Genomic DNA, 26,062 nt, shown 5'->3' on the forward strand with positions numbered 1-26,062 from the left:
CGCTCAGTTTTCCAGGCTGGAAATCAGAGTAATCCAGTGATCAATGTCTGAGCCCTGGGCCTGCATCAGTGCCAGGCCGGCCACGAAGGGCTGTTCGGGCAGTTCGCCGGGCCGACACCAGCGTACCTGGGCAATGAGGAAAAACGTTTCTGTGGCTTCCGCTGAATGCGGGGGCTCCACGCCAATCTGTAAATAGGCCTGCTCCTCAAGCTCCTGGTCTACCGCTACCCTCAGGCCCTGTGCCGATACATCCAGGGTCCTGCATACAACCACGCTGCCCTGGTCACGCGTATCATCGCTCCGCTCTTCGAGCTCGATGAACACCCGGCTCTCCACGGGGAGTCTTAAGTGCTTTCTCTCCAGGTCCAACGCAATCCCCTTCAGGTCTGGTGTCTGGCCATTCGCTTGCGGGCCATTTCCACCTGCTCGCGAAAATTAGTCTTGGCTTCGAGGATGTCCACCTGGCCTTCTTGCAACAGCGCCAGGTACTCTTCCTCGGGCAGGCGACGTAGTTCAATGCCTTTGCGATTTACAAAGATCAGTAGGCGCCTGACCTTGTCATGCATGGCCAGTTTGGCCAGTAGTGGCGGGTCCAGGTCATGGAACCCCAGCCAGGTGCCCATCGGCAATTCTGGAATGCCCGACTCGGGCAGGTCCGGTTCAGGGTTGGGTTCGCTCTCCACCTGAACCGGGGGGAGTTCCGACACCTCCGGTTTGGGGGCGGGCGAGGGAGGCTGTGTTGCTGGTGGGGGCTCGGTCACGACCGCGGCGGGTGTGATTGTCGGCTCCTCCGTTAGCGCTCCTTTTTCTGTGTCAGCCGGAGGTGACTTTGGCTGCCTCTTGGGAGCCGCTGCGGTGGCTGGAGCTGGAGCTGGAGCCGGAACTGGATCGGCATTCGCCATCGCGGCGGCTGGCTCCCCGGTAAGACGGCTGAGGGCCTCTGGTGTGTCGACTCCGATTACCGCTGCCAGTGAACGGCTGAAACTTACTCCCGTATCCAGGTGTTTCGCTTTACCCCGCTCCAGTAACTCGGCGAAGGCGCGGTAATCCATGGACTGAACCCTGGCACCGGCGTGGTTACAAAACATCAGGCGCTGTTCTCTGGGCTGCATCATGGCCAGTTGAATGCGTAGTATGCCTCCCTTACGCGCCTCTACCTGGTACCACTGACCGGTTTCCACTCCGTTGAGAGAGCTGTTTTCTTCTGTCTGCGGTGATGACTTGGCGATTGGAATCAGGCTGGTCGCAGAGCGCTCGATGTCCATTCCCTTCGCCACTCGCAACTGGGTGAACTCGATAGTGCTGATCGCCTCCTCGGTCTGCTGCTGGTCATGCTGCAAGCTCAGTAGCCAGCGCCTTATCTGCTGTATTGCCTCGGCCCCAGCCTCCGCCGCAGGGCCGCCTTCTTCCTGCGGCGCAAGCGTCGCCATGAGGTTGGAGGTGGCAGCGCTTATCTCTTGCCACTGAGAGGAGTTTTCTCCGTATTTAAGCAGCACCAGTTGGGCGCTTTCAAACCACGGTCTGGTCAGGAAATAACCGATATCGGCAGGAATAGGATGGCGGGTTATCTCCTTGTTGATCATGGTCGCGGCGACTTCTTTGGCGCGCGCTGCGCGCAGTTGGCCGCGTTCGCCGTCGGCAGTGCGTTGAACCATACGGCGAGTGCGTTTCTCCAGCCGTTGTGCTGACTTGATCGACTCCCTCAGTAACGCCATGAGTCCTGAGCCGTTTTCCTCCAGGCAGGCCATGGCGCCTTCCACGGTCTGGTCAATAAGCTTTTCTACTGGTTCACCTGCACGTCCCAGGCTTTCTTGCCAGCCCACGGACGCATCATATATTCCATCCAGAACCTGGTGAAGCGGGTGGATTCCCGGGATATAAAATTGGCTGTCTGCAAGGGCCATTAACCCCAGAACCGGCTTTAGGCGTCGCACGCGGGCAGCCAGAGGCTGGTCCAGGGTAAAGTGGCGTTCCCAATGATCAAACGCGGCGCCCACCCAGGCCAGCGCTGCTATGTCTTCGCTGGCAGGTAGGGCCGGTTCACCAATTACTTCCGTCTGTGCCAATACCGCCTGCAGCGGACCGATATCGAAGTTGTCTATAGTATTGAGGTAGTTGAAAAGGTCCTCCCGCGGCATAGGCTGACCGTCCTGGGCCGGGGACGCCTGATCGGCAAAGCACTGCACCACCAGAGGTTGCAGCGAGACGCGAAGCGGGAACTGTTCTTTTGAGAGTTTCAGGTGATCAACTTCCAGAGAATCAAAATCAGCAGCAGAGACCAGGAAGCGACCAGTGCGATCTTATGCCAGAGGGGCGGGCCTTCCTGATTCTGGGCTGCCACGCGCTGGGCGGTGATATTAAACGATCCGCAGGCGGGACACTGTCCACCCTGACCACTGGTTTTGCCGCGGTAGCTGCAATCTTTGCAGAGATAAGCCATGTCATCGGGTACTTTTAAGAAGCTGGTCGATTATGCGTTCCAATTGCTTTAGGTTATTGCATTCGGCGGTAAAATGACAGGCACTTTGATAGCGCAGCATCTCGGAGTCGCCGCTTCCCCAGGCTCGACGTGATTCAGGGTTCAACCATATGACCTGCCTGGCACGACGGTAGATACTTTGCAGGATTTCCAGTTTCGGGTCTCCCCGGTTATTGCGCGCATCGCCAAGCAGAATTACGGTGGTATTGCTATTGATGTCGTCCAGCGCGAGCGAGGCAAAATCAGTGAATGCCGAGCCATAATCGGTAGCACCGCCATATTTCCAGTTGACCAGTTCAATCGCTTTTTCAACCGGATGCTGCGCAAACAGGTCGCTGACTTCGCCCAGGTGACTGGAGAAGGCAAAACTGCGTACGCGTGGCAGGACATCCTGCAGACTGTAGAGAAACAGTAGCAGGAACTTTGCGTAAGCGGCCACGGATCCACTGACATCACAGATGGCCAGTAGCTGGGGCTTCTCCTTGCGCGTGCGGCGCCAGTAGACATCGAACATCAGGCCCTCATTGACAACGCCACGACGGATTGTGCGTGGCATATCCAGCTGGCCTCGACGGTATTGGCGGCGCTTTCGCGAATGGCGTGCCGCCAGCTTTTTGGCCATCTTTCGCACCAGCTCGTGAACCCGGTGCAGGTAACTGTGCTCTATGTTGCTCAGCCGCGTTTTACTGAGAACGTCTTCCATAAATTGCCGGGTCTTGCCCTCTGCATGCAGCAGATACTGGGCTTCCACATAGTCGCGCACCTGTTCGCGCAATATGTCCCGGTAGCGCTGGAGTTGGGGCAGGGCGGGGCTGTTTTTCTGCTCCAGTGCGATCACGCCGGCGCGGATCTGCTCCTCACCCATGGCGTCGAGAATCTTGCGCGTAAACTGTCCCTTCTGGGTGAAGAGCTGTATCTGCTCCAGCCCGCTGCTTTCGCCTGCGCGGCCCATCGCTAGACTGAGGGTGTTGCGATCATTGTTCAGCAGCGCCTGCATCAGCGGAGATTCCATTAACGCTGCCAATTCAGGTGAATCTGCGGCGGCCGCCTCCAGTGGGTTGTCGATAACGGCGGGGTCAGTCTGCGGTGCTTCACTGGGGTTGTCATTCGTTTCCGCAGTTGCGCTCGGGTCCAGCTTTTCTTCTACTGTTTCGTCAAAATCCGCCAGCCGTCGATCAAAGAAGCGGTCGAAACACTGCGCGAAGACGGCTTCTTCCTCCGCCGTTTTGGCAAGGGCCATGCCCAGGCCGTCGCGCAGACGCTGGCGGTCGCCATAGCCCAGGGCAGCGGCAACATTCACCGCGTCCAGGGTTTCGGCGGGGGAAACACGCACGTCATGAGTGCGCAGGACCTGGATGAAACTGACCAGGTTCTCGGGCATCCCGGCCTAGCTCCCGACAGCCTCGCGCACCAATTGGCGAAGGTCGCCGTCGGTGGCTTCTATGTCATCCTCGAACTTGAGCAGCACATTGAGCGTGCTGCGTACCAGTTCTTCGTCAAGTTTGTCAGCGTGCAGCAATAGCAGGCTGCGAGCCCAGTCGATGGTTTCAGATATCGCAGGGACTTTCTTCAGGTCCAGTTGTCGCAATGAGTGCACGAACCCCACCAACTGATGACGCAGGCTCTCGTCCACATCCGGAACCCGGCTGCGCACAATGCGCTCTTCCAGCTCTACCGTGGGGAAGGGAATATACAAGTGCAGGCAGCGGCGCTTCAGCGCGTCAGAAATCTCGCGGGTGTTATTGCTGGTGAGGAAAACCAGAGGTGCTGAGCGCGCTTTCACGGTGCCGATCTCGGGAATGGAAACCTGATAGTCAGACAGGATTTCCAGCAGCAGCGACTCAAACTCGTAGTCCGACTTGTCAACCTCGTCGATGAGCAGAATAGCCCCGCGTTCCTCCTGCATGGCCTGCAGGAGTGGGCGGGGTTCGAGGAATTCCTCCGAATAGAAAATATCGCCGAACTGATGCAAACGCTCCACTGACTCGGCAAGCCCCTGGGCACCCTGCAGCAGATCGCCCAGCTTCTCCTTGAGCACCTGGGTATACAGTAATTGCTTGCTGTACTTCCATTCATAGAGCGCTTTGGCTTCATCCAGCCCCTCATAACACTGCAGGCGAATCAGCGGCGCATCCAGCAGTTGAGCGGTTGTCTTGGCCAGCTCGGTTTTGCCAACGCCCGGCGGTCCCTCTACCAGTATTGGTTTACGTAACTGGCTGGCCAGAAATACAGCAGTGGCAATCTTTTCGGAGCAAATGTAACCGAAGGCCTCGAAGCCGTTTTTGATCGCGTCGGTAGAGGCGAGTTGGGGGTATGCCTGGGTGTGCACGAATGTCAGTTCCTTTTTGAAGCTGTCCATTGTACGCCAGCGAGGGGGGCGGGGGTACTAGCCTCCCGTTGTATTCATGAAGCGCAGGATTTGCGGCTGCTGTCCGTTGTCGAAATAGTGCCGCTCAGGTTTTATTCCCATAGCCTCTACAATGGTGCGCTGCAGCTTTTCCATGCTGTAGTCCGGTGCGCGCAGCACGGCGCGCAGGTCAACAGAGTGCTCATCGCCAAGGCAGAGCAGCAATCGCCCCTCTGCGGTCACGCGAACCCTGTTGCACAGATGGCAAAAATTGTGACTATGGGGAGAGATAAATCCGACGCGAGTGCTGCTGCCGGGAATAACATAATACCGTGCTGGACCGCTGTGTCCGTCCGGGTCTGCCTGTGGCATTAACTGAAAGTGAGGTGCCAGGATGCTGCGCAGTTCGTCGCTGCTGCAAAAGGTGAGTGCACGGTCGTGATCGTCGATCAGGCCCAGCGGCATCTCCTCAATAAAGGCGATATCCACCCCTCGATCAACAGCGAAGTTGACCAGGTCGACGGCCTCGTCTTCATTGCGGCCCTTGAGAATGACAGCGTTGATTTTGACGCCTGGGAAGCCAGCTGCTACCGCCGCATCAATACCTGCAATGACCTGGTCCAGGTTACCGTGACGGGTAAGCTGTCGAAATTTCCGCGCACTTAGGCTGTCGAGGCTGATATTGACCCGCTTCACGCCGGCGTTGCGCAGTGCCGGTGACAGCCGCTGCAGCTGGGAGCCATTGGTGGTAAGGGCCAGTTGTTCCAGGCCAGGCAACTGACCCATGCGCTCCACCAACGACATGACATTACTGCGTATCAGCGGTTCTCCCCCGGTGAGCCGAATCTTCGTTACACCCAATTGGGTGAAGGCGTGGGCAACCTGATACAGCTCTTCCAGGGACAGTACGTCTGCTTTCGGAGCGAAGGTCATTTCCTCTGCCATACAATAGACACAGCGAAAGTCGCAGCGATCAGTGACGGACAGTCTTACGTAGTTTACGCGGCGCTGGAACGAGTCGATCAGTGTAGAGGGCAATGAGGTTTCCATAGGCGGTATTGTAAGCGCTGTGAAAGTCCCAGGCCAGCGAATTGGGGGTTTACACTAGCCCGGCCATGGGACAGGATTCTGCATAGATGGCAGTGCGGACGCGCTGCGGTTATCGGCATAACAATGGCGGGAAATTCAGCATGGCATTGGCGCGAAAAAGTCGCCCGGCTCCACAGTCGGGATTGCAGGTGCAATTAAAAGTGCGTCATGCGTAGCTGGCCTGTGTGGCTGGGATTGGGGCTGGCTGGAGCGACGGCTTTTACTCTGCTGGCAGCGGGCTACTCCCGTGATATTGCGGTAGTGGGTTTCGTGGCGGTTGTGTGCGTTGTGTGGTGGGTGTTGGAGCCTATACCTATTCCCGTCACCTCACTCCTGCCGCTGTCTGTGCTCCCGTTGCTGGGCGTGCTGACCCCCGCCCAGGTGGGCGAGGCCTATGGATCGCCAATTATCCTGCTGCTGCTCGGTGGCTTTCTATTGTCCCAGGCGATGGAGCATTCCGGTGCCCACCGGCGCATTGCACTGGGGATGGTGAACCTGTTCGGGGCACACAGCACCCAGCGGTTGGTGCTGGGTTTCATGACCGCAGCGGCGGTGTTGAGCATGTGGATATCTAATACGGCTACCACGCTGATGTTGCTGCCTGTAGTGCTCGCGGTGCTCGATGCGACACCGGATCGCCAAAGGCTGGCGACGCCGCTGCTGCTTGGCGTCGCTTATGCTGCCAGCGTGGGGGGCGTGGGTACACCAATCGGTACGCCGCCCAACCTGATTTTTATGCAGATATTCGAGGAGACGACTGGCCGTAACATCAGCTTTACCACCTGGATGACCTGGGCAGTGCCGGTAGTTGTACTGATGGTACCCGCAATGGCTTTCGTCCTTACTCGCAACATTCGTGGTCCGGTATCCGTTACGCTGCCGCCTGTGGGAGGCTGGCGCAGTGAAGAGAAACGTGTGCTGGTGGTTTTTGGCCTAACAGCTTTGGCCTGGATCACCCGCAGCGAACCTTTTGGTGGCTGGAGAGTGTGGCTGGACCTGCCCCAGGCTAACGATGCATCCGTTGCCCTGCTCGCAGTGGTGTTGATGTTCCTGTTACCCAATGGCAACGGTGAACGGCTACTGACCTGGGAGAGGGCGGTCACTATTCCATGGGGAGCTCTTCTGTTATTTGGCGGTGGCATCTGCCTTGCCAAGGGTTTCGTCAGCTCCGGGCTCAGTGACCTGCTGGGCAGCTTCTTTACGGGCATGGCGACGCTGCCACTTTACCTTCTGATACTGCTGATCGCCTTGCTGGTTACGTTTATGACTGAAACAACCTCCAATACCGCCAGTACGACCCTGCTGATGCCGGTGCTGGCCGCAGCGGCAATAGGCGCAGGCATGGCACCAGAAATATTGATGGTACCCGCGGCGATGAGTGCCAGTTGCGCCTTTATGTTACCCGTGGCGACCGCGCCCAACACCGTGGTTTACAGCAGTGGGGAATTCACCATCAAGCGCATGGCGCGTGAGGGTTTCAAGCTGAATCTGCTCGGGGCACTTATCATCAGCGTGGTGTGCTATGTGCAACTTACCTGAGTGGTGAATACGTTATGATTCACGCTTTCGATTGAGGAGAATCACTTATGCCCTTTTCGCGTCGCCTGCTGGCGCTGGTAATGATTGCAGTGTCCCTGGCGCTCTTGTACCCGGGAGTTACCCAGCCCGTGTTGACGCTCAGTGGCACCCTGGAGAAGTCGATGGTAGCCGAACTGGGCATCGATATGATCGCTGGGGAAGACGCCGATTCTCAGACCCGGCAGATGCTGGGAATGTTCTCAAGCTTTCTTGGCCTGGACCAGATCGAGGGCCAGATCGAGGCTTACCGCAGCACTCGCTCCATCTGGGATACGGCGAATGAACTGGCAAGCACCGGTAATCTTCCAGTCGCCTTGTTGATAGTGCTATTCAGCCTGGTTATCCCGGTGTTTAAGCTCTTTTTGCAGGCGCTGGTGGCCACTTTACCCAGGGCAGACCTGCAGGTTCCGTTACTGTGGTTGAACGCTGCGCTCAGTAAATGGTCCATGGCGGATGTTTTTGTCATAGGCCTGTTGGTGGCGTTTATGGCAGGCAGCGCTTCCGGGCAAATGGGCGATATGCTCACCATGGATGCGCAACTCGAAGCGGGGTTCTGGTTTTTCCTGGCTTATTGCCTGTTTTCCATTCTCGCGGGAAGCCTTATCAGAGTGGAGAAGTGATGTCGGCTGGCGCTGCAGTTCAACGGGAGGAGGTGTCGGTGCTGGTTAACCTGCCGGTAGAAGAATCGTGGGAGCGGCTGCAGGATTTTTCCCAGGCCCACTGCTACGTACCGAAACTGACTAAGACCCAAATCGTATCCGCGCAGCGTCATGGAGAGGGCGCTCATCGCCGCGTATACAGTGGTAAGCGTTACCTTGAGGAGACCATTACCGACTGGTATCCGGGGTCAGGTTTCGTGATCCGGCTGCACAAGGGCGACCGGGCCATGCCGCCTTTTCGCTCTGCTGAGTTTGAATACACAATCAGTTGCTCAGGAGCTATGCAGACACAGGTGCGGCTTTCCATGCGCATCGAGATGCCGGGCGGCGCAGTCGGGCGGTTTCTTGCTGGCAAATTGATCATGCCGGTAGTGCGACAGAACCTGATTCAGGTCGCGGCGGGGCTAAAGCATTTTTATGAGACCGGAGAGCCCGCGAATAACGGGGATCGGGCAAGGTTGGCGGGGGCAGTGCGTGTCGCCTCCGCCGGGTCTTGAGTCAGAGCAGTTGCATCATGGTGTCTGCTGAGCTTACATCTACGCCTGGTCCCGGCTCCACGTTCAGGTGAGTGACCACGCCATCCTCAGCGATCAGGGCAAAACGCTGACTGCGAGTGCCCAGGCCGAAGGCGCTCCCATCGAGTTCCAGGCCGAGAGCTGCAGTAAATTCCGCCATGCCATCGGCCAGCATCAGTATTTCTTCTGCGTTCTGCGCCTTGCCCCAGGCGTCCATGACGAAAACGTCATTGACGGCCATGCAGGCAATAGTATCAACCCCTGCTGCTTTGATTTTGTCGGCATTGACCACATATCCGGGCATGTGGGTAATGGAGCAACCGGGGGTGAAGGCACCCGGTACGGCGAACAGCAGCACTTTCTTGCCCGCAAAAATATCGTTGGTGCCCAGGTCCTGTGGGCCCTCCGCAGTCATGGTTTTAAGTGTGCCCTGGGGGATGGAATCGCCTACGCTGATGGTCATTGTATTGTCCTTTTCCGGTTGGATTGAGCATGGACTATAGCAGATGATCGACTCATTGCACTGCCCGCTCTGCGGCGCAGCAGAAGTGCACTTTTTTCATCGCGACCGCAGCCGGGAGTTTTTACGCTGCATGGTGTGTGCGCTGGTGTTCGTGCCGCCCTGCTACCATCTTGATGTGGCCCGGGAGAAGGCCGAGTACGACCTGCACCAGAACAGAGTGGATGATCAGGGATACCGACGTTTCCTGTCACGTCTCGCCGAGCCGCTGCTTGCCCGTGTCCCCGCTGCCGCGCGTGGGTTGGATTTTGGCTGTGGGCCTGGGCCAGCGCTCGCGGCGATGCTGGCTGAGGCGGGCTGTGACATGTGTGTTTACGATCCTTTCTATCAGAATCACACCGATGTACTTGATGCGTCCTACCAGTTTATTACGGCAACTGAGGTGGTTGAGCACCTGCATAATCCCGGTGCAGAGTTGGCAAGACTTTGGCGCATGCTGGAACCAGGCGGTTATCTGGGTGTAATGACCAAGCTCGTTATTGATGTCACGGCCTTCGCTCGTTGGCATTACAAGAATGACCCAACGCATGTCTGCTTTTTCAGTGAAACGACTTGGGGTTGGTGGGCGAAAAGCATGGGTGCGCAGTTGCAGCGTATTGGCGCAGATGTGACGCTGCTGCAAAAGCGCTAGTCGGCTTTTTCCAGCATTCCAGCATAGATCAGTTCACAATCCCGGTAGAAAGTCAGTTGCTCGTCTCCGAGATACGGAGCAACCATGGTGAGCAGTTGCAGCACGCCCTGGTGAATGGTTACCGAGGGCTCGCGTTTCTCATGAAACAACTGGTCGTAGCTTAGCCAGAATGTGAGGTTTAGCGTCATATTATCCACCAACCCGAGCATCTGCTGTTTTCCCGTGTCAATCACCGATTGTTGGATCAGCGCCTGGCAGATAGCAAAAAGGGCCGCTCGTTTGAGCTGGATCAGGTGTTTGAAGTGGCGGCGAATACTGGGGTAGCGCTGCAGGATATTGTCGAGATTATGGTACAGGAAGCGGTACTGGTACATTTCCTCCAGCACGACGTAGAGAAAATACCAGTTGTCCTCGACGTCGCCAGTGTCTCCCAGCGGGCGCTCAATCGGTGCCGTCAAAGTACTGGATATAGCTGTTTCATACTGGTGAAACAGCTCGCTGATAATGTCGTCCTTGCCCTTGAAATGGTAGTAGAGGTTGCCTGGGCTGATGTCCATTTCATTGGCAATGTCGATGGTAGTGGTTTGCTCCTCCCCCTCGACATTGAACAACTCCAGGCTGGTATGAAGAATGCGGTCCCGGGTTTTCATCTAGGCCGGGTCAGTCCTTTTTCTTGCGCGAGGTGGATTTGGCTGCTGCTTTTTTTCGCGTAACCGGCTTTTTGGCGGGCGCTTTTTTGGTGGCGGCCTTGTTGCGGCTCACGGTCCGCGTGTCGCCATCCTGGGCCTTGATCAGGCGAGCCAGTGTATCGACCTTACGGGACAGTTTGTCGACCTTTTCATGCAGGCTGGCCAGGTCCTCGATGCGAGCCGGCCGTTGCAGGTGGAAGTTTTCCCTTACCTGTGCGATGCGCTCTTCCACTGAACTGATCGCCGCCGAACGCGCCTCGCTGGCTTCTTCTTCAAGCGCTGTACCCGCCTTGACCAGATCGCGAAACAGTTTGGGTGGTTGGGGCGTCGCCTTCTTCAGGCTGCTCTGAGCTTCATCGACGGCGCGGCCATAGGCACCTACGCCGGCCAGCCAGATATTCTTCGCTATCTCGCTCGCCTTGTCGGTGACTTTGCTTTTATCATCACTCATAGTTCCGACCTGTGACTGTGTTCGAGGGTTTGGGATTAAAGCAGAATGTGATGAAAAATAACAGCTGGGGCGTTTCCCGCTTCAGCATCCTGCCTCCCGGGCGCGTAGTGTAAATTTTGCAGACAAAAAAAAGGGGCTACAAAGTAGCCCCGGAAGATCCCTGATATGCAGGGATAAGTGTGCCTGGATGGTTCCGCTTAGGCGGCGGATTTGAAGCCGACAGACTCCTTGAGCTCTTCAAAGCGCGCCTTGGCCTTGTCCAGCTGAGCGTCCAGCTTCTTGCGGTCGGTCAGGCTGTCCAGTTCAAACTTGGGCAGCTCGATCTCGTCGACACGCTTCTTCGCCTGCTTTTCTACCTTTTCACCGCGCTTAACCAGTTCCTTGTAAGCTTTCTCAGCTTGCTTGCGGCGCTCTTCCAGCTGGTCCTGCATGCTGGTGAACTGCTCCTGTACCTGGTCGTATGCCTTGCCGTAGAAGCCCAGGCTGGCCAGGAATGCGTTACGGCCATTTTCCTTGGCGCGTACAGTGAAATCTGGTGCAGATTTCTTGGCAGTCTTCTTTGCAGCGGGCTTACGCTTTGCAGCGGGCTTGCGCTTTGCAGGTGCCTTACGTGCAGTTGCCTTGCTCTTGGCAGGGGTCTTGCGCTTGGGGGCAGCCTTGCGGGTGGTTTTCTTTACGCTCTCAACAGCTTCGTCAATGCTAATTTGCTCGGCCATGGTCTCACTCCTTGGTTTCAAAAGGTGACGGTGTATCCCGCCAATGAGTGAAGACTACGGTAGAAAATTAGAATAAACATACTAATATCAGGTTTTTTTCTGCTACCTGCGAGATTATTTGGGCAGCTTCATGCAGGCATAAAAAAGGTTCATCGCCCTTAGCGGGAAATGAGGCATTCAAACAAAGCGGACACCACGAATGGGGTAAGCCTTCCTCGGTTGAAAACAAACGTCCACGCCCTTGGAAGGCTTACCCCATTCGTGGTGGCCGCTCAGCTGGAAAGTGTCTATAAACTAAGCAACCCCGCTAATCCGCGAAGAGCCATAAAAAAGGGCCCGCTGAAGGGCCCTTCTGGTGCACGACGCCAGCGTCTAACCGGCTTTGGGTCCTGCGGCTACAATCGCGTCCGATACGTCAAAGCTCTTGATGTTTTCTGTAAACAATCCGGCGAGCTGACCTGCCTGCTCATCGTAAGCTGCTGTGTCCTGCCATGACGCCCGGGGGTTAACGTAGCTATCGTCCACGCCGGGTATGTGCCTGGGGAAGTCCAGGTTGAGGATGTCCAGGTGCTCGGTTTCAGCCCCCAGCAGTGCACCGCTCTGACAGGCGTGAACGACAGCGCGGGTTACGGGAATCGGGAAGCGAGCCCCGGTGCCGCCTGGTGCGCCGGAGCCACCCGTCCAGCCGGTATTGACCAGGTAAACCTGTGAACCGAAGTCCTCTACGCGCTTCATCAACAGCTCAGCGTAATCACTTGCTGGACGGGGCATGAAGGGCGCACCGAAGCAGGTGGAAAACGTAGGGTTGATGCCGGCTTCAGCGCCGACCTCGGTAGAGCCTACACGCGCTGTGTAGCCGCTGAGGAAGTGATAGGCAGCAGCTTCCTTGGAAAGTATGGAAACCGGTGGCAAAACGCCCGAAACATCACAGGTGAGAAAAATAACGCATTTCGGTTCGCCGCCGGCGTTGGTCTCTGTGCGCTTTTCCACGTGCTCCAATGGGTAGCAACAGCGGCCATTCTCGCTCAGGGAGGTATCGCAATAGTCAGCGTGGCGAGAGTCGTCCACCACCACGTTTTCCACGATCGCACCGAAGCGGATCGCGTCCCAGATAATGGGCTCGTTCTTCTGTGACAGGTCGATGGTCTTGGCGTAGCAGCCGCCCTCAAGGTTGAATACCGAGCCCTTGGCCCAGCCGTGTTCGTCGTCCCCGATGAGATACATTTCCGGGTCAGCGGAGAGGGTTGTTTTGCCGGTGCCGGAAAGGCCGAAAAACAGTGTGGTGGCACCGTCATCGCTGACGTTAGCCGAGCAGTGCATGGGCATTACGTCCTTTTCTGGTAGCAGGAAGTTCTGCACCGCGAACATGGACTTCTTCATCTCGCCTGCATAACGCATTCCTGCGAGGAGAACCTTACGCTGGGCGAAATTGACGATCACCACGCCATCAGAGTTGGTGCCGTCGCGCTCAGGATCACAGACGAAACTCGCGACATTAAGGATGCTCCACTCTTCTTTTCGGCCGCTGTTATAGTTATCCGGGCGGATGAACATGTTGCGTCCGAATAGATTCTGCCAGGCGGTTTCGGTGGTCACTTTTACCGGTATGTAGTGGTCTGCATGGGCACCGACATGCAGGTGAGAGACGAACCGGTCCTTTTCAGCGAGATACGCCTCGACACGGTCCCACAGCGCCTCGAACTTGTCTGCGTCAAAGGGCCGGTTGACACTGCCCCAGTCGATGCTGTCCTCAGTGCTGGGTTCGCGAACGGTGAAACGGTCAGCGGGTGAGCGGCCCGTCCGCTTGCCAGTTGTTACCAGCAGGGCGCCGGTATCAGTGAGCGTTCCTTCACCGCGCTTGAGCGCTTCTTCGATGAGGATGGGCGTTGCCAGGTCGACATATTCCTGGGTGGCTGGAGTGGTTGCGGTCATTGTGTGTCCTGTATTGCAGCCAGGGCCTCTAGCCCTGGTCGATATTGAGGCGATTTTGGGGCGCCAATTATGTCAGAATCGAAGGCGATTGCGAAATCTTCGCGGTATGAATTGCTTTATTCCCGCCATAAAGCTGACTAATGAAGTCTACCGGGCTCATCAGGCTGCAGTACGGCCTGCAGATCCGACTCAGTGAAGCAGTACTGCTGATTGCAAAATTCGCAGTCCATGGTGATGCTGCCCAACTCCTCCAGTAGTTCGTGCACTTCAGCGGCCGGCAGCGATGCCAGGGCGTTCAGGGTGCGTTCCCGGGAGCAATTGCACTTAAAACGTACCGGCTTTGGGGTGAACAAGCGCAGCGGTTCTTCATGGTAGAGCCGGTGCATGATTTCCGGGGCGGCCAGTTCAAGCAATTCTGTCTCCCGCAGGGTGGTGGCGAGGGTACCGGCGTGTTCCCATTGTTCCCGTCGGAGGGCGGGATCCTCAACCTTATTGGCAGGGAGTTGCTGTAACAGCATGCCCGCAGCTCGCTCGCCGTTGGCCGCCAGCCAGAAACGGGTGCCCAATTGCTCTGACTGACGGAAATAGGCGTCCAGACAGTGGGCCAGGGAGTCTTCGGTGAGAGGAACAATGCCCTGATAGCGCTGACCACGTGTAGGGTCGACGGTAATCGCCAGGGTTCCGCCGGGCAGTAATTGATCGAAGCGCTCAGACGTGGCCTGCTCAGCGCCGCGGGCGATGGCGCGGATGCGCAGTGCGTTGTCGCATTCGGCCATCAGCAGCGGAACCTGTCCTTCGGAACGGGCTTGCAATACCAGCTTGCCCTCGAATTTTAATGTTGTTGCCAACAGCACAGCGGCCGCCATGAATTCGCCCAACAGGCGACTGACCCCGGGCGCATATTGATGAATATCGATGATTTCCCGATAAGCGCTATCCAGCTGTACTGCTTCACCGCGGATGTCGGCGTTCTCGAATAGAAAGCGTTGCGTGCGATCCCGGAGATCGGTCGAGGTGTCAGTCATGGGGTGTGCTCAGCTGGTCGGTTTACAGGTACCCCGGTTGATCTTGCGAAGCGGGGTGGGCGTATCAAGTTTCACTGTGGGTTCAGTATTTGAGGCCGCTACCCCGAATTTTCAAGGTCGCGCAGACCGGGGCGCTCTCAGCCGCTAGAGTAGCATTCTTTCCCGATCTGTCAGCTTGGCAAGGAGACGATGATGAGATTCAGTCTACAGGTGGGTATGTGCGAGCCCGGTCACTACCTGCCTATGGCGCGCGCCGCTGAAGCGGCGGGTTTCCATGGCCTGGCAATTCCTGACAGTATTTGCTATCCGCAAGAGGCGAGCTCCAGGTATCCCTATAACAAGGATGGCTCCAGAGCGTTTCTGGAGAGCGTGCCGTTTATAGAGTCGCTGGTAGCAGTGAGCGCTATGGCGGCTGTCACCGAGACTATCCGGCTGGCTACCTTTGTTTACAAGCTGGCGGTGCGCCAGGCTCCCGTGGTTGCCAAGCAGGTTCAGGGGATACAGGCGTTGTCCGGGAACCGCTTTGATTTCGGCATTGGCATCAGCCCCTGGGAAGAAGACTTTGCGGTCTGCGGTGTGCCCTGGGAAAAGCGAGGCAAGCGTTTTGACGAACAGATTGAACTCCTCAGAGGCCTGGAGAGTGGGGAGTTTTTCGGTTTCCAGGGCGAGGTGCTGCAGATGCCGGCAAACAAGATGAACCCGGTAACGGGTGTGCCCACACCGCTGCTGGTGGGAGGGCATGCAGACGTAGCCCTGCGGCGCGCTGCCCGGGTGGGCGACGGCTGGATGTGCGCCGGTGCAGATATGCAGCAACTACAGGCTTACATTGGCCGTATCAACCAGTTGCGTGAAGAGTACGGCACTATCGATCGACCCTTCCGGATCTTTACTACTGGCCAGGACGCTTTTACTGAGGCAGGTATTGAAAAGCTGGAGTCCATTGGTGTGACCGATGTAGTCATTGGCTTTCGCAATGTTTACGAAATGGAAGCGGATAAGTCGCTGGATGAGAAAATTGGCATGCTCGACTGGTATGCTGGCGAATTTATAAGAGGATGAGTATGAATCCCAATACCCCTGTTCTGGTCGGCGTTGCCGCTTTCCAGCAGCACAACCCGGACTTTAAGCAGGCGCTTGAGCCAGTGGCCATCATGGAGCGCGCTTTGCGAGATGCAGCGGAAGATGCCGGCTGCCCCGCCTTGTTCGACCGCGTTGACGAGATTCTGGTGCCCAAGGGGATATGGGGTTACAGCGACCCCGGGCGCTTGCTTGCCGCTTCTCTGGCTGCGGAAAACGCGCGTTCTGTGCTGGCCGAAATTGGTGTGTCCCAGCAGACCCTCCTGACCCGCGCCTGCCAGCAAATCAGCAATGGCGAGGCTCGCGTTGTTCTGGTTACCGGGGCGGAAGCAAAGTATCGTGCCCAGTGCGCTGCGCGAGCCGGATCAGAGGCTGAGGAGACGGTGCAACTGGGTGTTGAACCCGACGTCATGTTATTGCCTGAAAATGAAATCTGGTCGGAAGTAGAGTCAGCTGCCGGACTGGGAATGCCTGTGGGTTTCTATGCCATCATGGACAGTGCCCTCCGTTATGCTCAGGGTATTAGCCCTGATATGCATCGGGACCAGATGGCGCAGATGTATCAGCGCTTCAGCGAAGTCGCCGCAGCAAACCCGGCAGCCTGGGTGGATGAGCCGGTATCCGCCGAGACCATCAGGGGGCCGGCCCCTGGCAATCGTATGCTGGCCTTCCCCTACACCAGGTTGCATAACAGCCAGTGGAATGTAGACCAGGGTGCGGGGCTGATTTTCTGCAGCGTCGCTGTTGCCGAGGAACTGGGTATTGCCAGGGATCGTTGGATATTCCCCAGGGCTTTTGCCGAGTCCAATTTCATGTCCACTGTATCCAGCCGCGGCGAACTGGGAGGCTGCCCGGGCTTTCGTATCGCCGGGGAGACAGCCATGAACAGGGCGGGTGTCCGCTTTGACGATATTCAACTGCGCGAGCTGTATTCGTGTTTTCCGTTTGCCGTTCGTTCCCAGTTGCATGAGTTTGGCATGAGCCCGGAGGGCGACCTGACCGTGACCGGCGGCATGACTTTCGGTGGCGGTCCATTGAATAATTTTGTTTACCAGGCAACGGTGCGCATGGCTCAACTATTGCGGGAACAACCAGGGGAAGTCGGTCTGGTCACCACCGTCAGTGGTATGCTGACCAAGCAGGGCGTTGCCCTGTGGTCAGCGCAGCCTAATCCAGACGGCTGGGTGTTCGACGATGTGACAGAGCAGGTACGCGCTGCCAGTGACATACGCGAGCTGGTCGCTGATTACGAGGGGGGCGCCGAGGTGGCGGGGTATACGGTCATATACATGGGCGATAACAAGCGAGGCATCGCAGTGTTCGACCTGCCTAATGGCAACCGCAGCGTGGCCTACAGTGAAGATCCGGTGATAATTGACAGCCTGGAGAGCGAGGAATGCTGTGGGCGTCACTTTGTATTGTCCGGCGGTGTTTTCAGCGCGGCATCGTAGATTATATGGCAGGTGCCCCGGCGCGGGGCATGCTCTATACTTGATAAAAAAATAGAGAGGTGCAGCAGTGGCCGGATTTCGTTTGACCAAACCCTATACCATGCCCAAAGAAGAGATTCGCGCGGCGGCCGAGGGGCTTGCCGACAGTCTGGGTCGGGAGCACGGTGTCCGTTCCCGCTGGGAAGGTGATCGGGTGAAGATCAAGGGAGCCGGAGTGGATGGCGAGCTTTCCTTTCACGATGGGCTGATAGACGTTTCGGTGCGATTGGGATTATTGACATCGATGTTCGAGGGCACTCTGCGTCGCGAAGTGCAGCGCTACCTGGACGAGCATATCACCTGATTCAACGGTGAACGGTCACCCCACGAAGTGGGTCGGGGCCGCTAACCAGTTCAGCAAACTCCTCTGCCATGGCTTTGCTGGCTTCTACAGCCTGTTCCCAATAGCGAATGCGCTCTTCCTCCCCCAGGCGGGTGAAATCACTACGATCAGGGATTTTTCCATGGGGAAGGCTGGCGACAAAGTCCTGGTCAGGGCATAACAACACCAACTTTGACCACTGCTGGATCGCTGCCTGCCGCCAGGGCAGGAACTTGTCGAACCAGCCGGGCACGATGCTCGCTCGAAAGTGTGGGTACAGCAGCAGGCCTTCTCCGCGGTACTGCTCCAGGTCGAAGTGGTAATCAATGATGCCCCCGTCCCAATACTGACCGGGTGGCGCGCCGGCTATGTCCCGTTCCCCGGTAAGCACAAAGGGGATAGCACCGCTGGCGTGCAGCGCTTGTAACACGTTGTCGGTGCGCAAAGGACAGTAAACAGTCTGGAAGTCGTCGAAAGTCAGGCCAGGTCGGGCCTGCTCGCCACTGTGGAACACCGCGCGCTGGAAGTGATGCCGAAGCAGTGAGCGGCTCAAGGTGTTCCCCAGTGCCGCAGCGCCCATTCCCGTTGCCAGCAGGGCCGGTGAGGCCGATCCGCTGGGACCACGCCCTCGAGCAGTGACGATATGGCTGGTGATGCGTGGGTGCTCGACAAGGTTTTCGGCCCCATTGGTTCCCAGGACGGCTTGCAGTATGTCCTTGCTGACCTCGCTGATCTCTTCTGGCGAGGGGCGTTCACTCTCATAGTGCTGGTAGAGGTATCCAGCCTGCATGCGCTCTATGGCGGCTGCCGGGTCCTGCTGGACGAGACAGGCATGCCGCCAGGAGCCGATCGACGAGCCCAGCGTGGCCAGCGGTTGATCGCTTCTCTGCAGGAAGTCGCCAAACAGGAATCGGTCCAGTTGGCCCAGAATGAACCATTTCGGCCCGCCTGAGGCGCCAAGGAGTAAGCTGAAGAGGGCTGGATCCCAGCCGCGGTCTGCGATGCGCTGCGCCGCTTCGCTGCCGAGGTGAACGGATAGCGCCCTAGTCACCACGCCGCACCTCACGTGGTGTGCGTCCGGTCCATTTGTAATAGGCACGGCGGAAATTGGATGTATCGTTGAGCCCAACCCGATAGGCGATGGAGGATAAGGGGAGCCGGGTGTTGCGCAGGTAGTGGGTGGCGTGCTCCGCGCGTACCTTGTCCAACAGGTTCTGGAAGGATTCATCTTCGCGCTCCAGCCTCCGCCTGTAGGTGCGCGGGCTGAGATTCAGCATCTGCGCAATCTGCGGCATCTGCGGGTACTGGCCCTCAAGTTTGCGCAGTAGCCTGAGAGTCTGCTGGCCCACGGAACTGTCTTCCTCAAGATCTGCCAGCAGTCTTGCGCACTCCTGCTCGTAAAGTTTGCGCAGGGCGGGATTGGATGAGGGTAGCCGGGCTTGCATCAGCGCGGCGTCGAAGCGTACGCCACCCTGGGCGCAATCGAAGCGCACGTTGTCGCCAAATACTTGTTGGTAACGGTGGGCGTGCTCGGGTGGCGCATAGGGCAGGTCCACACGCATTTGCAGCTCTGGCATGTTCAGCAGCCCACGCAACGTATTCAAAAACGTTGAATACAGCAGTTCATGGGAGAAGTGCGGCGGCAGCTCGTAAGGCGTTTCCATGGACGTGAAACAGCAGTAGTCACCGTCATCGGTAAAGGATACCTCCAGGCTTGATGACAGCAAATGGTGATACTTGATGAACAAATCGATGGCTTCGCCCAGATTATGGCAAGTCATAAAAGCCTGCCCCAGGATGGCGTGAGCCCCGAGATTGAGGCGCATGCCCAGTTCCAGACCCAGATCGGGTCTGCCGGTCAGCATCATGGCGTTGAGAGCCAGTTGGGTGAAGTCCCGGTCCTCCACACGGGCACCAATGCGGTCGATCCCGCTCTCGGAGAGTGACGTGCCTGCCAGCAGTCTCCTGCGGTCGCAGCCGGTTTGCTCCGCGAGATCAATGAGGATAAGAATGTACTGCGCTGGTGTTGTGCTGTTTGGCATGCCTGTATTTGGCCACATATGACCATAAAATGACAACACTTTACCTTGTTGCGTTTTCCATCATCAACCATAGTGGCTAAAAGCTAACGAGAAACAGGTGAATACCATGAAAGTAGAGTGGGTCGAGAATACGCCACGCAAGATCCAGACCTTCGCCGGCGCAGACAATCCTCAGGTTACTGACGATATGGAAGATCGCCTTACCGCGAAAGACGTCGATCATATCGCAGAAATTTTCCAGACGCCTTTGACCGGGTCCTACAATTGGGACTACAAGGTGCAGGATGATCGTATCAAGAAGCTCTATGACCTGGGCAAGCAACTGAACTGGGACCCGGAGATGGATATCGACTGGGATCGACCGTTTCCTGATCTTGACGCAGCGGCGCAGGCAGAAATGATGAACCTGACCGATTATCCGCCTTACATGGCGCTCAGCGATGCCAGGAAGCGCGAGTACTGGATGCACAGTAATGCCTGGAGCCTGTCCCAGTTCCTGCATGGCGAGCAGGGTGCCTTGCTGGTGGCATCGCAGCTATGCTCCTGCGCGCCAACGCTCAATGCCAAGCTTTATGCGGCCTCGCAAACCTTTGACGAGGCACGCCATGTAGAGGTTTTCAACAAGTATCTGCAGCAACGTGTCGGCATGATGTACCCGGTCAATACACACTTGAAGAGCATTATCGACAAGATACTCACCGACGCCCGCTGGGACATGAAGTTCATCGGGATGCAGATTGTCATCGAGGGGCTGGCACTGTCGGCCTTCAACACCACGCGCGAAACGACGCCTGATCCGGTGCTCAAGGATGTGGTCTACCTGGTTACCCGCGATGAGGCGCGTCATGTCACGTTTGGCGTAAATTACCTTGAAGAGTTCGTCACCACACTGTCTGACGAAGAGCGGGAAGAGCGGGCCCAGTTTGCTTACGAGGCGTGCGTGGTGAGTCGTGAGCGACTGGTGTCCACTGATGTGTTCGCCCATTTCGGTTGGGATGTGGAAGATGCGCGCCGCCGTGTGCTGGATGGCTTTGTCATGTCGACATTCCGCAACCTGTTGTTTCAGCGTGTGGTGCCTAACCTGAAACGCATCGGGCTCATGACGGACAGTATCAGGCCCAAGTTTGAAGAGCTTGGCATACTTGATTATGAGAATCTGGCAACAGATGGCGATATCGATTGGGCGGCGCTGGAGCGCCCGTTAGACACGGAGGAGGCCCAGTCGCATGAGCAAAGCATGCTGGCGCAGTTTCATGACAAGGCCGCGGAGGCATCAGCCCCCAGCTCTGCGGCCTGAATCAGGCCAATAATCCGCTCGGCCCTACGGGTGGGTGCAGAGAAGGGCTACCCAGATCCCGCAGGTAGCCCTGGTCCCTTTTGGCAGGGCAAAAAAAAGCCGGCTGAGAAGCCGGCTTTTTGATTTTGGCGCGATAAACTTACGCTGACAGGGCTTTAACCTGGGCGTTGAGGCGGCTCTTGTGGCGAGCGGCCTTGTTCTTGTGGATGATGCCCTTGTCAGCCATGCGATCAATGACGGGCACGGCCGCTGTGTAGGCTGCTTTTGCCTGGTCAGCATCGCCGGTGTCGATAGCGGCAATCACTTTCTTGATGTTGGTGCGAACCAGTGAGCGCAGGCTGGCGTTGTGCGTGCGTCGCTTTTCAGACTGTCGGGCACGCTTTTTGGCTTGTGGAGAATTGGCCACGTTAAATTCCTCTGGAGGTCAAAAATTCAAGAGGCGCGATTATTCACATTAGTGTATCGCTTGTCAACCGACTTCAGGGGCGGAGATGGTTCAAATGACCGCTGTCGGCATCCCGAAGATTTGTCTGTGCAGCGGTCGAATATCCGCTACTGCGGCCCCTGGGTGCTGCGATGCGACCCGCTCTTGCAGTGTCATCATGGGCCGGCGAAGGGTATACTAACGTCCATTAGTTTATGGTCCGGCATTGCCGGCGTGACCCCGGCGCAAACAATGACCCTAGTCGTAGCTTCCAAAGACAATATACCAACTACCGCGGAACGAATACTTGATGCGGCGGAGGACTTGTTTGCCCAGAAGGGCTACAGCGCTACCTCTCTGGGTGACGTTGCCGATCGCGTGGGTATCCGTTCCCCGAGTCTCTACAACCACTTTCGCAACAAGGAGGCCCTCTATGCATCGGTACTGGAGCGTCTTCTGGTCGAGTTCAGCAAGCCGCTGTTGGAAATGCAGCAATCCAGCGAACTGAGCCAGGAGCGGATACTGCAGTGGCTGGATACCATCGTGCGTCAACATCATGCCAACCCCAACCTGGCCAGGCTCCTGCAACACGCGGCGCTCTCGGGGGGGCCTCATACCAATGAGATTATCGAGCGCCTGTTCAGTCCCATGTTTCAGTCTCCGGACGAAGAAGAGCTGGAAGGCGACTACTTCGGACAGCTTTCGAGGCAGGGCCTGCAGCCCTGGGCGGTGATGGCATTCAATAACCTGGTGATGTCATATGTGACGATGGCGCCAATGTATCGCGACCTGCTGGGGCAGGATCCTTTCAGTGAGGAGGCGTTAGAGCAGCAATTGGCATTGGTCAACACCCTGCTAAAGGCAGTGTTCGCCTACCGTGGTGATTGAGCGAGGGGTGGCGGGCAATTTTGAGGCCAGACCGATAAAGGAGAACCTGGAATTATATGTTGAATACTGATTCAGTGCATATCTGGCGAGACGCCGATGGCGACTATCATCTTGAGTGGGAGGCCAGTCACCCCGATACCCAGGTAAGCGTGGAGCCCGTTGGCGAAGGCAGGATCTCACCCGGGGAAAACCGGCCGGGTGCGCGAGTCAGTGGATTGCCTCACGGTAATCGACACTTTTTTTTACTGCGTGATCAGCACGGCAACGAAGTGTTAGCCAGCGAGCGCAAGCTCGGCCTGCAGGGCACGCCCAACTTCCGTGATTTCGGTGGGTACCCGACCGCAGAGGGCAGGCGTGTCAAATGGGGCTACCTGTTCCGTTCAGGTCAGTTGTCTACTCTTAGCGATCAGGACATCGATTTATTGGCGTCTCTCAATTTGGACCTGATCTGTGATTTTCGCCGTGAGGAAGAACAGGCGAGTGATCCGTCGCGCCTCCCCGAGCAACGCCTGCCGCGGGTAGCGAGCCTTCCGATCATACCCGGCAGTAACTCCCGCTTCTTCGAGGAGGCTGAGCAGGAAGGCGGAGGTCCGCTCGCGTTTGGCCGCCAGGCCATGTTCGACTTCATGGTGGAAATAAACCGGGACTTTGCGGAGGGCCAGGGCGATACCTATGCGCGGATGTTTCAGGAGATTCTTGCGCTGGAGGACGCGCGCTTTCTGGTGCACTGCGCTGCCGGCAAGGACCGTACCGGCTTTGCGGTCGCCCTGGTATTGCTGGCACTGGGTGTGCCCCGGGAAGTGGTTATGCGTGATTACATGCTGACAGCGCGATACTTCAGTCCTGACGCTGAGATGGCGCGCCTGCAGAAAAAGTATGGCATGGAGCACATCGACGCCGACGCGGTGCGCCCGATGTTGGAAGTGCACGAGGATTATCTCGCCAGGGGACTAGAGAGTATTGAGCAAAATTATGGGTCTGTGGAGCGCTATCTACGTGAAGTGCTTGCCGTGGGATCTGTCGAGTTGGCTGAGTTGAGAGCGCGTTACCTGGATTGAAGAAGCCGGTAGGCGGTGACCTACCGCGGCGTCATAGCCGCGACAGGGCGCTGGTAAGGGTCAGGATGCCTTACAGGCAGCTTTGGCTGCTTTGATCTGCTTCTTCTCACAGGTCTCGCTGGTGGCGTCACCAACGCACCATTTCTTGCGGTTGTTCCAGGCAGTCAGTTCTTTTTTCTTGCCGTTGGAGCAATTTACGAAATAGGTAGAGTAGGCAGTCCCGTCCGCGTTCTCGTTGTTTGAGTCGAAAACAATACTGGTGGGTTTCGCAGCGAAGCTGCTGGCGGAGACAACCGCCATCGCGGCAAAAGCCGCCGTCTTGATGAATTTCATCGCAATAACCTCAAAGTTTCACTATGGACCCGCCGGGGTTGGTCGCCCCTGGGCGGCTGCAGAGATTATACGGGCAGTAATGGGGGTGTAGTGTTACCAATTGGTAATGTTAATGTGGAAAATGGTAACAAATTAAGTGGTTGGTGCATTGGGTCACCGCTGGAGCGTTACCTCCAGCGGGTATCTGATGTCAAAAATGGAATGAGCGGTGATCGCTGCTGCGACCGCTTCGCCTGGTTGGGCAGCCTACCCAACCGCGAAAAATACCATGACCCAGCCGATGACAGCGACGAGCAGAGCCTCTCCGGCCTTATCCAGGCGCGAGAGACCATACAAATAAGAAAGCGGCGGCAGGAAGATGGTGCACAGGCCCCAGGAGTAGTCCTCTTTCCAGGAGGTGATTAGCAGCAATATCCAGCTCATGATGAGGGCGGCTGAACCGAGGGTAAGCAGGACGGCGGAACCGGCTTCCATGGCGTCTCCAATATCTGTGTTGTGGTTGTAGGCGCGCAGGGTAGCAGAAAGATTGTGGCAAGTCAGCGCCTCTATACAGGGTCATTGATGATGATGACTCAGGGTGGGAATTTGGGTAAGGTGTTGCGCTTTCCCTCTCGAGGATTTCCCTTGACCGATCCCTATGCTGATATACGCCCTTACCGCGATGAGGAAGTGCCGCAGGTGCTGGCTCGCCTGCTCAAGGACAGGGAGCTACTCGACGCACTGGCCAGTTTTCGCCTGAGTGAAATGGCGGCCAATTGGCCCAGGCTCGCCCGTTGGCTGGTACGCAGGGGGCTGCGGCGCCAGCTCAAGGGTGTTGGCAGCATCCACGATATGCAAATGGTCATTAAAACCTACGTTGAGGGAATGATAGACACCACCAGCGGTGGCTTCAGCGTATCTGGCCTGGATCATCTGGACTCATCGCGGCCTTACCTGTTCATGAGTAATCATCGCGATATTGCCATGGACCCGGCATTTACTAACTATGCGCTGCATCAGGGCGGGCACCAGACGGTGCGGATTGCCATTGGTGATAATTTACTGACCAAGCCCTGGGTCTCAGATCTCATGCGGCTGAACAAAAGCTTCATCGTCAAACGGTCGGTCAACGGCCCCCGGGAGCTGCTGGCGGCCTCCCGGCAACTGGCCAATTACATACAGCATTCGCTCCTGGAGGAAAAAGCCCCGGTATGGATCGCCCAGCGCGAGGGCCGGGCCAAGGATGGCCTGGACCGCACCGAACCCGTGATTGTCAAGATGTTGGGTATGAGTCGCGACAAGAGCTCCCAGGGTTTTGGCGAGCACATCGCCAGCCTGGGCATAGTCCCGGTCGCCATTTCCTATGAGTTGGACCCCTGTGATGCGCTCAAGGCGCATGAACTACATGAACTGGCAACGACAGGCAGCTATGAAAAGGGAGAGCAGGAAGACGTGGCGTCCATAGGGCAGGGAATCTCCGGGCAAAAGGGGCGTGTGCATGTCTCTTTTGGCCAGCCCCTGGGTCCAGAGTATGAGGATGCTGACCACGTCGCCCAGCAGATTGATCGCCAGGTGATTGATCTCTACTGTCTTCACCCCACCAATCTCTATGCCTACGATATGCTTTATGGTGAGCACGCGCCGCGTCCAGGGAACCTGTACAGCGAAGCCGGTGATGTCAGTCGGGAGGCTTTTGAAGCGCGCATCAACGCCATGCCTGAGGCGCATCGGCCCTACGCGCTGGCAATCTACGCCAATGCAGTGGTCAGTAAACTGGACCTGGCGGAAGAACAGGAGCCGGTTCACTACCCTTGCTGACCGACGCACTCAAGGACGAGATCCGCCAGGCATATACCACCCTGATGGACAGCAAGCAGTTGACCCCGCGCTGGGGCCAACGGCAGATGATAGCGGAAATAGCCAAAACGCTGGGCAATATCCCTGGCCCTGGCGAGGCGAAGCCCTCGGCGCCTGCGGTCTGCGTCATTGAAGCGGGAACAGGAACAGGCAAGACCATCGCCTATGCGGTGACTGCCATTCCCATGGCGCTGGCACTGGACAAGCGCCTGATTGTCGCCACCGCCACGGTGGCGTTGCAGGAGCAGTTCGTTAACAAAGACCTGCCGGATATCAAGCGTCACAGCGGGCTTGAGTTCACTTATGCGCTGGCCAAAGGTCGCCGCCGTTACGTGTGTCTCTCCAAGCTCGACCGCCTGCTGGTTGAGGGTAAGGGGGAGACCGGTATGCTGGCACTGCAGCCTGAAGAGCTCGAGCCTGCAACTCCGGTGGAGGCGGTACCGGTCTACAACGCCATGATTGATGCCCTCGGTCGTGGCCAATGGGATGGAGACAGGGATAACTGGCCGGACGCTATCGCCGAGGGGATCTGGTTTCCCGCAACCACGGACCATGCCCAGTGCACAGGCCGGCGCTGCCCGAATATCGCCCAGTGTAGCTTTTTCCAGGCGCGCGACGAGTTACAGAACGCAGACGTGATTGTAACCAACCATGATCTTGCCCT

27 protein-coding genes and 1 pseudogene are annotated in these 26,062 nt (G+C 57.3%); 12 read left to right on the plus strand and 16 right to left on the minus strand.

The window, feature by feature from the left end; translation table 11 throughout:
• Positions 1–3 precede the first annotated feature (3 nt).
• From C0039_RS16255 to moaA, 5 genes are all read right to left on the minus strand, one after another.
• Positions 4–369, minus strand: coding sequence for a PilZ domain-containing protein (locus C0039_RS16255; protein ID WP_165787168.1), 366 nt, complete (start codon positions 367–369; stop codon positions 4–6).
• An 11-nt stretch (positions 370–380) separates the two neighbouring features.
• Positions 381–2,138: a DUF1631 family protein gene (locus C0039_RS16260; RefSeq protein WP_075998885.1), complete on the minus strand. Its 1,758-nt coding sequence runs from the start codon at positions 2,136–2,138 to the stop codon at positions 381–383.
• Between the two features lie 303 nt (positions 2,139–2,441).
• Positions 2,442–3,860 carry a vWA domain-containing protein gene (locus C0039_RS16270; RefSeq protein WP_101518694.1) on the minus strand — a complete coding sequence of 473 codons (1,419 nt, stop codon included), beginning with the start codon at positions 3,858–3,860 and terminating at the stop codon, positions 2,442–2,444.
• Between the two features lie 6 nt (positions 3,861–3,866).
• Positions 3,867–4,838, minus strand: coding sequence for an AAA family ATPase (locus C0039_RS16275; protein WP_075998882.1), 972 nt, complete (start codon positions 4,836–4,838; stop codon positions 3,867–3,869).
• A 27-nt stretch (positions 4,839–4,865) separates the two neighbouring features.
• Positions 4,866–5,876, minus strand: coding sequence for a GTP 3',8-cyclase MoaA (moaA, locus tag C0039_RS16280; protein ID WP_075998881.1), 1,011 nt, complete (start codon positions 5,874–5,876; stop codon positions 4,866–4,868).
• Between the two features lie 207 nt (positions 5,877–6,083).
• Between moaA and C0039_RS16285 the strand changes: the two genes are divergently transcribed.
• From C0039_RS16285 to C0039_RS16295, 3 genes are read left to right on the plus strand one after another with little or no spacing between them, the layout of a single operon-like run.
• A complete protein-coding gene (locus tag C0039_RS16285) occupies positions 6,084–7,454 on the plus strand; it encodes an SLC13 family permease (RefSeq protein WP_075998880.1) in 1,371 nt (456 codons plus the stop codon).
• A gap of 47 nt (positions 7,455–7,501) precedes the next feature.
• Positions 7,502–8,113, plus strand: a complete 612-nt coding sequence (locus C0039_RS16290; protein WP_075998879.1) for a paraquat-inducible protein A — start codon at positions 7,502–7,504, stop codon at positions 8,111–8,113.
• Positions 8,113–8,649, plus strand: a complete 537-nt coding sequence (locus tag C0039_RS16295; RefSeq protein ID WP_075998878.1) for an SRPBCC family protein — start codon at positions 8,113–8,115, stop codon at positions 8,647–8,649. Before C0039_RS16290 ends, C0039_RS16295 begins: the two co-directional genes overlap by 1 nt.
• Position 8,650: 1 nt before the next feature.
• On the opposite strand, the gene C0039_RS16300 is transcribed toward C0039_RS16295, so the two are convergent.
• A complete protein-coding gene (locus tag C0039_RS16300) occupies positions 8,651–9,130 on the minus strand; it encodes a peroxiredoxin (protein WP_075998877.1) in 480 nt (159 codons plus the stop codon).
• Between the two features lie 43 nt (positions 9,131–9,173).
• Here C0039_RS16300 and C0039_RS16305 point away from each other — a divergent pair, with 43 nt between their 5' ends.
• Entirely contained in the window at positions 9,174–9,818 is a 645-nt protein-coding gene (locus tag C0039_RS16305) for a class I SAM-dependent methyltransferase (RefSeq protein ID WP_101518695.1), read from the plus strand.
• On the opposite strand, the gene C0039_RS16310 is transcribed toward C0039_RS16305, so the two are convergent.
• The 5 genes from C0039_RS16310 to hslO form a co-directional block, all read right to left on the minus strand.
• On the minus strand, positions 9,815–10,468 hold the full coding sequence (locus tag C0039_RS16310; protein ID WP_101518696.1) for a TetR/AcrR family transcriptional regulator: 654 nt from the start codon (positions 10,466–10,468) through the stop codon (positions 9,815–9,817). The two genes, C0039_RS16305 and C0039_RS16310, sit on opposite strands and share 4 nt — an antisense overlap.
• A 10-nt stretch (positions 10,469–10,478) precedes the next feature.
• A complete protein-coding gene (locus tag C0039_RS16315; RefSeq protein WP_101518697.1) occupies positions 10,479–10,958 on the minus strand; it encodes a phasin family protein in 480 nt (159 codons plus the stop codon).
• A gap of 197 nt (positions 10,959–11,155) precedes the next feature.
• A complete protein-coding gene (locus C0039_RS16320; protein WP_075998873.1) occupies positions 11,156–11,674 on the minus strand; it encodes a hypothetical protein in 519 nt (172 codons plus the stop codon).
• A gap of 372 nt (positions 11,675–12,046) precedes the next feature.
• Positions 12,047–13,606 (minus strand): phosphoenolpyruvate carboxykinase, encoded by a 1,560-nt coding sequence (locus C0039_RS16325; protein WP_101518698.1) that lies wholly within the window; start codon positions 13,604–13,606, stop codon positions 12,047–12,049.
• Positions 13,607–13,743: 137 nt separating this feature from the next.
• Entirely contained in the window at positions 13,744–14,631 is an 888-nt protein-coding gene (gene hslO, locus C0039_RS16330) for an Hsp33 family molecular chaperone HslO (RefSeq protein WP_101518699.1), read from the minus strand.
• A 192-nt stretch (positions 14,632–14,823) separates the two neighbouring features.
• Between hslO and C0039_RS16335 the strand changes: the two genes are divergently transcribed.
• From C0039_RS16335 to C0039_RS16345, 3 genes are all read left to right on the plus strand, one after another.
• The gene (locus C0039_RS16335) at positions 14,824–15,690 is read left to right on the plus strand and encodes a TIGR03619 family F420-dependent LLM class oxidoreductase (protein ID WP_075998870.1); all 867 of its coding nucleotides are present in this window, start codon (positions 14,824–14,826) and stop codon (positions 15,688–15,690) included.
• 2 nt (positions 15,691–15,692) lie between these two features.
• Positions 15,693–17,159, plus strand: a complete 1,467-nt coding sequence (locus C0039_RS16340) for an acetyl-CoA acetyltransferase (RefSeq protein WP_101518700.1) — start codon at positions 15,693–15,695, stop codon at positions 17,157–17,159.
• Positions 17,160–17,241: 82 nt separating this feature from the next.
• Positions 17,242–17,502, plus strand: coding sequence for a polyhydroxyalkanoic acid system family protein (locus C0039_RS16345; RefSeq protein ID WP_232334868.1), 261 nt, complete (start codon positions 17,242–17,244; stop codon positions 17,500–17,502).
• A gap of 1 nt (position 17,503) precedes the next feature.
• Here the strand turns inward: C0039_RS16345 and C0039_RS16350 are convergent, their stop codons facing one another.
• Both C0039_RS16350 and C0039_RS16355 read right to left on the minus strand, forming a co-directional pair.
• Entirely contained in the window at positions 17,504–18,571 is a 1,068-nt protein-coding gene (locus tag C0039_RS16350; protein WP_243391644.1) for a patatin-like phospholipase family protein, read from the minus strand.
• Positions 18,564–19,562: an AraC family transcriptional regulator gene (locus tag C0039_RS16355; protein WP_101518703.1), complete on the minus strand. Its 999-nt coding sequence runs from the start codon at positions 19,560–19,562 to the stop codon at positions 18,564–18,566. Before C0039_RS16355 ends, C0039_RS16350 begins: the two co-directional genes overlap by 8 nt.
• 106 nt (positions 19,563–19,668) lie before the next feature.
• Between C0039_RS16355 and C0039_RS16360 the strand changes: the two genes are divergently transcribed.
• A complete protein-coding gene (locus C0039_RS16360) occupies positions 19,669–20,859 on the plus strand; it encodes a ferritin-like domain-containing protein (RefSeq protein ID WP_075998867.1) in 1,191 nt (396 codons plus the stop codon).
• 139 nt (positions 20,860–20,998) lie between these two features.
• Here C0039_RS16360 and rpsT read toward each other — a convergent pair whose 3' ends face one another.
• Positions 20,999–21,265, minus strand: coding sequence for a 30S ribosomal protein S20 (gene rpsT, locus C0039_RS16365; RefSeq protein ID WP_075998866.1), 267 nt, complete (start codon positions 21,263–21,265; stop codon positions 20,999–21,001).
• A gap of 270 nt (positions 21,266–21,535) precedes the next feature.
• Between rpsT and C0039_RS16370 the strand changes: the two genes are divergently transcribed.
• Positions 21,536–22,171 (plus strand): TetR/AcrR family transcriptional regulator, encoded by a 636-nt coding sequence (locus C0039_RS16370; protein WP_075998865.1) that lies wholly within the window; start codon positions 21,536–21,538, stop codon positions 22,169–22,171.
• Between the two features lie 56 nt (positions 22,172–22,227).
• Positions 22,228–23,229, plus strand: a complete 1,002-nt coding sequence (locus C0039_RS16375; protein ID WP_101518702.1) for a tyrosine-protein phosphatase — start codon at positions 22,228–22,230, stop codon at positions 23,227–23,229.
• 60 nt (positions 23,230–23,289) lie between these two features.
• Here C0039_RS16375 and C0039_RS16380 read toward each other — a convergent pair whose 3' ends face one another.
• Positions 23,290–23,562: a hypothetical protein gene (locus C0039_RS16380; RefSeq protein ID WP_075998864.1), complete on the minus strand. Its 273-nt coding sequence runs from the start codon at positions 23,560–23,562 to the stop codon at positions 23,290–23,292.
• A gap of 246 nt (positions 23,563–23,808) precedes the next feature.
• A complete protein-coding gene (locus C0039_RS16385) occupies positions 23,809–24,036 on the minus strand; it encodes a hypothetical protein (protein WP_075998863.1) in 228 nt (75 codons plus the stop codon).
• A gap of 150 nt (positions 24,037–24,186) precedes the next feature.
• Between C0039_RS16385 and C0039_RS16390 the strand changes: the two genes are divergently transcribed.
• Both C0039_RS16390 and C0039_RS16395 read left to right on the plus strand, forming a co-directional pair.
• A complete protein-coding gene (locus C0039_RS16390) occupies positions 24,187–25,359 on the plus strand; it encodes a 1-acyl-sn-glycerol-3-phosphate acyltransferase (RefSeq protein ID WP_243391645.1) in 1,173 nt (390 codons plus the stop codon).
• A pseudogene (locus tag C0039_RS16395) lies at positions 25,353–26,062 on the plus strand (ATP-dependent DNA helicase DinG); the annotation flags it as partial. The gene C0039_RS16390 and the pseudogene C0039_RS16395, both read left to right, overlap by 7 nt.

It is taken from the genome of Pseudohalioglobus lutimaris (assembly GCF_002866825.1).
GTDB lineage: Bacteria > Pseudomonadota > Gammaproteobacteria > Pseudomonadales > Halieaceae > Halioglobus > Halioglobus lutimaris.

Bases quoted from the DNA above. Each gene is read 5' to 3' on its own strand.
- C0039_RS16260 (WP_075998885.1), bottom strand. From the start codon at position 2,138: ATGCCGCGGGAGGACCTTTTCAACTACCTCAATACTATAGACAACTTC.
- C0039_RS16270 (WP_101518694.1), bottom strand. From the start codon at position 3,860: ATGCCCGAGAACCTGGTCAGTTTCATCCAGGTCCTGCGCACTCATGAC.
- C0039_RS16275 (WP_075998882.1), bottom strand. From the start codon at position 4,838: ATGGACAGCTTCAAAAAGGAACTGACATTCGTGCACACCCAGGCATAC.
- moaA (WP_075998881.1), bottom strand. From the start codon at position 5,876: ATGGAAACCTCATTGCCCTCTACACTGATCGACTCGTTCCAGCGCCGC.
- C0039_RS16285 (WP_075998880.1), top strand. From the start codon at position 6,084: ATGCGTAGCTGGCCTGTGTGGCTGGGATTGGGGCTGGCTGGAGCGACG.
- C0039_RS16290 (WP_075998879.1), top strand. From the start codon at position 7,502: ATGCCCTTTTCGCGTCGCCTGCTGGCGCTGGTAATGATTGCAGTGTCC.
- C0039_RS16295 (WP_075998878.1), top strand. From the start codon at position 8,113: ATGTCGGCTGGCGCTGCAGTTCAACGGGAGGAGGTGTCGGTGCTGGTT.
- C0039_RS16300 (WP_075998877.1), bottom strand. From the start codon at position 9,130: ATGACCATCAGCGTAGGCGATTCCATCCCCCAGGGCACACTTAAAACC.
- C0039_RS16305 (WP_101518695.1), top strand. From the start codon at position 9,174: ATGATCGACTCATTGCACTGCCCGCTCTGCGGCGCAGCAGAAGTGCAC.
- C0039_RS16310 (WP_101518696.1), bottom strand. From the start codon at position 10,468: ATGAAAACCCGGGACCGCATTCTTCATACCAGCCTGGAGTTGTTCAAT.
- C0039_RS16315 (WP_101518697.1), bottom strand. From the start codon at position 10,958: ATGAGTGATGATAAAAGCAAAGTCACCGACAAGGCGAGCGAGATAGCG.
- C0039_RS16320 (WP_075998873.1), bottom strand. From the start codon at position 11,674: ATGGCCGAGCAAATTAGCATTGACGAAGCTGTTGAGAGCGTAAAGAAA.
- C0039_RS16325 (WP_101518698.1), bottom strand. From the start codon at position 13,606: ATGACCGCAACCACTCCAGCCACCCAGGAATATGTCGACCTGGCAACG.
- hslO (WP_101518699.1), bottom strand. From the start codon at position 14,631: ATGACTGACACCTCGACCGATCTCCGGGATCGCACGCAACGCTTTCTA.
- C0039_RS16335 (WP_075998870.1), top strand. From the start codon at position 14,824: ATGAGATTCAGTCTACAGGTGGGTATGTGCGAGCCCGGTCACTACCTG.
- C0039_RS16340 (WP_101518700.1), top strand. From the start codon at position 15,693: ATGAATCCCAATACCCCTGTTCTGGTCGGCGTTGCCGCTTTCCAGCAG.
- C0039_RS16355 (WP_101518703.1), bottom strand. From the start codon at position 19,562: ATGCCAAACAGCACAACACCAGCGCAGTACATTCTTATCCTCATTGAT.
- C0039_RS16360 (WP_075998867.1), top strand. From the start codon at position 19,669: ATGAAAGTAGAGTGGGTCGAGAATACGCCACGCAAGATCCAGACCTTC.
- C0039_RS16370 (WP_075998865.1), top strand. From the start codon at position 21,536: ATGACCCTAGTCGTAGCTTCCAAAGACAATATACCAACTACCGCGGAA.
- C0039_RS16375 (WP_101518702.1), top strand. From the start codon at position 22,228: ATGTTGAATACTGATTCAGTGCATATCTGGCGAGACGCCGATGGCGAC.
- C0039_RS16380 (WP_075998864.1), bottom strand. From the start codon at position 23,562: ATGAAATTCATCAAGACGGCGGCTTTTGCCGCGATGGCGGTTGTCTCC.
- C0039_RS16385 (WP_075998863.1), bottom strand. From the start codon at position 24,036: ATGGAAGCCGGTTCCGCCGTCCTGCTTACCCTCGGTTCAGCCGCCCTC.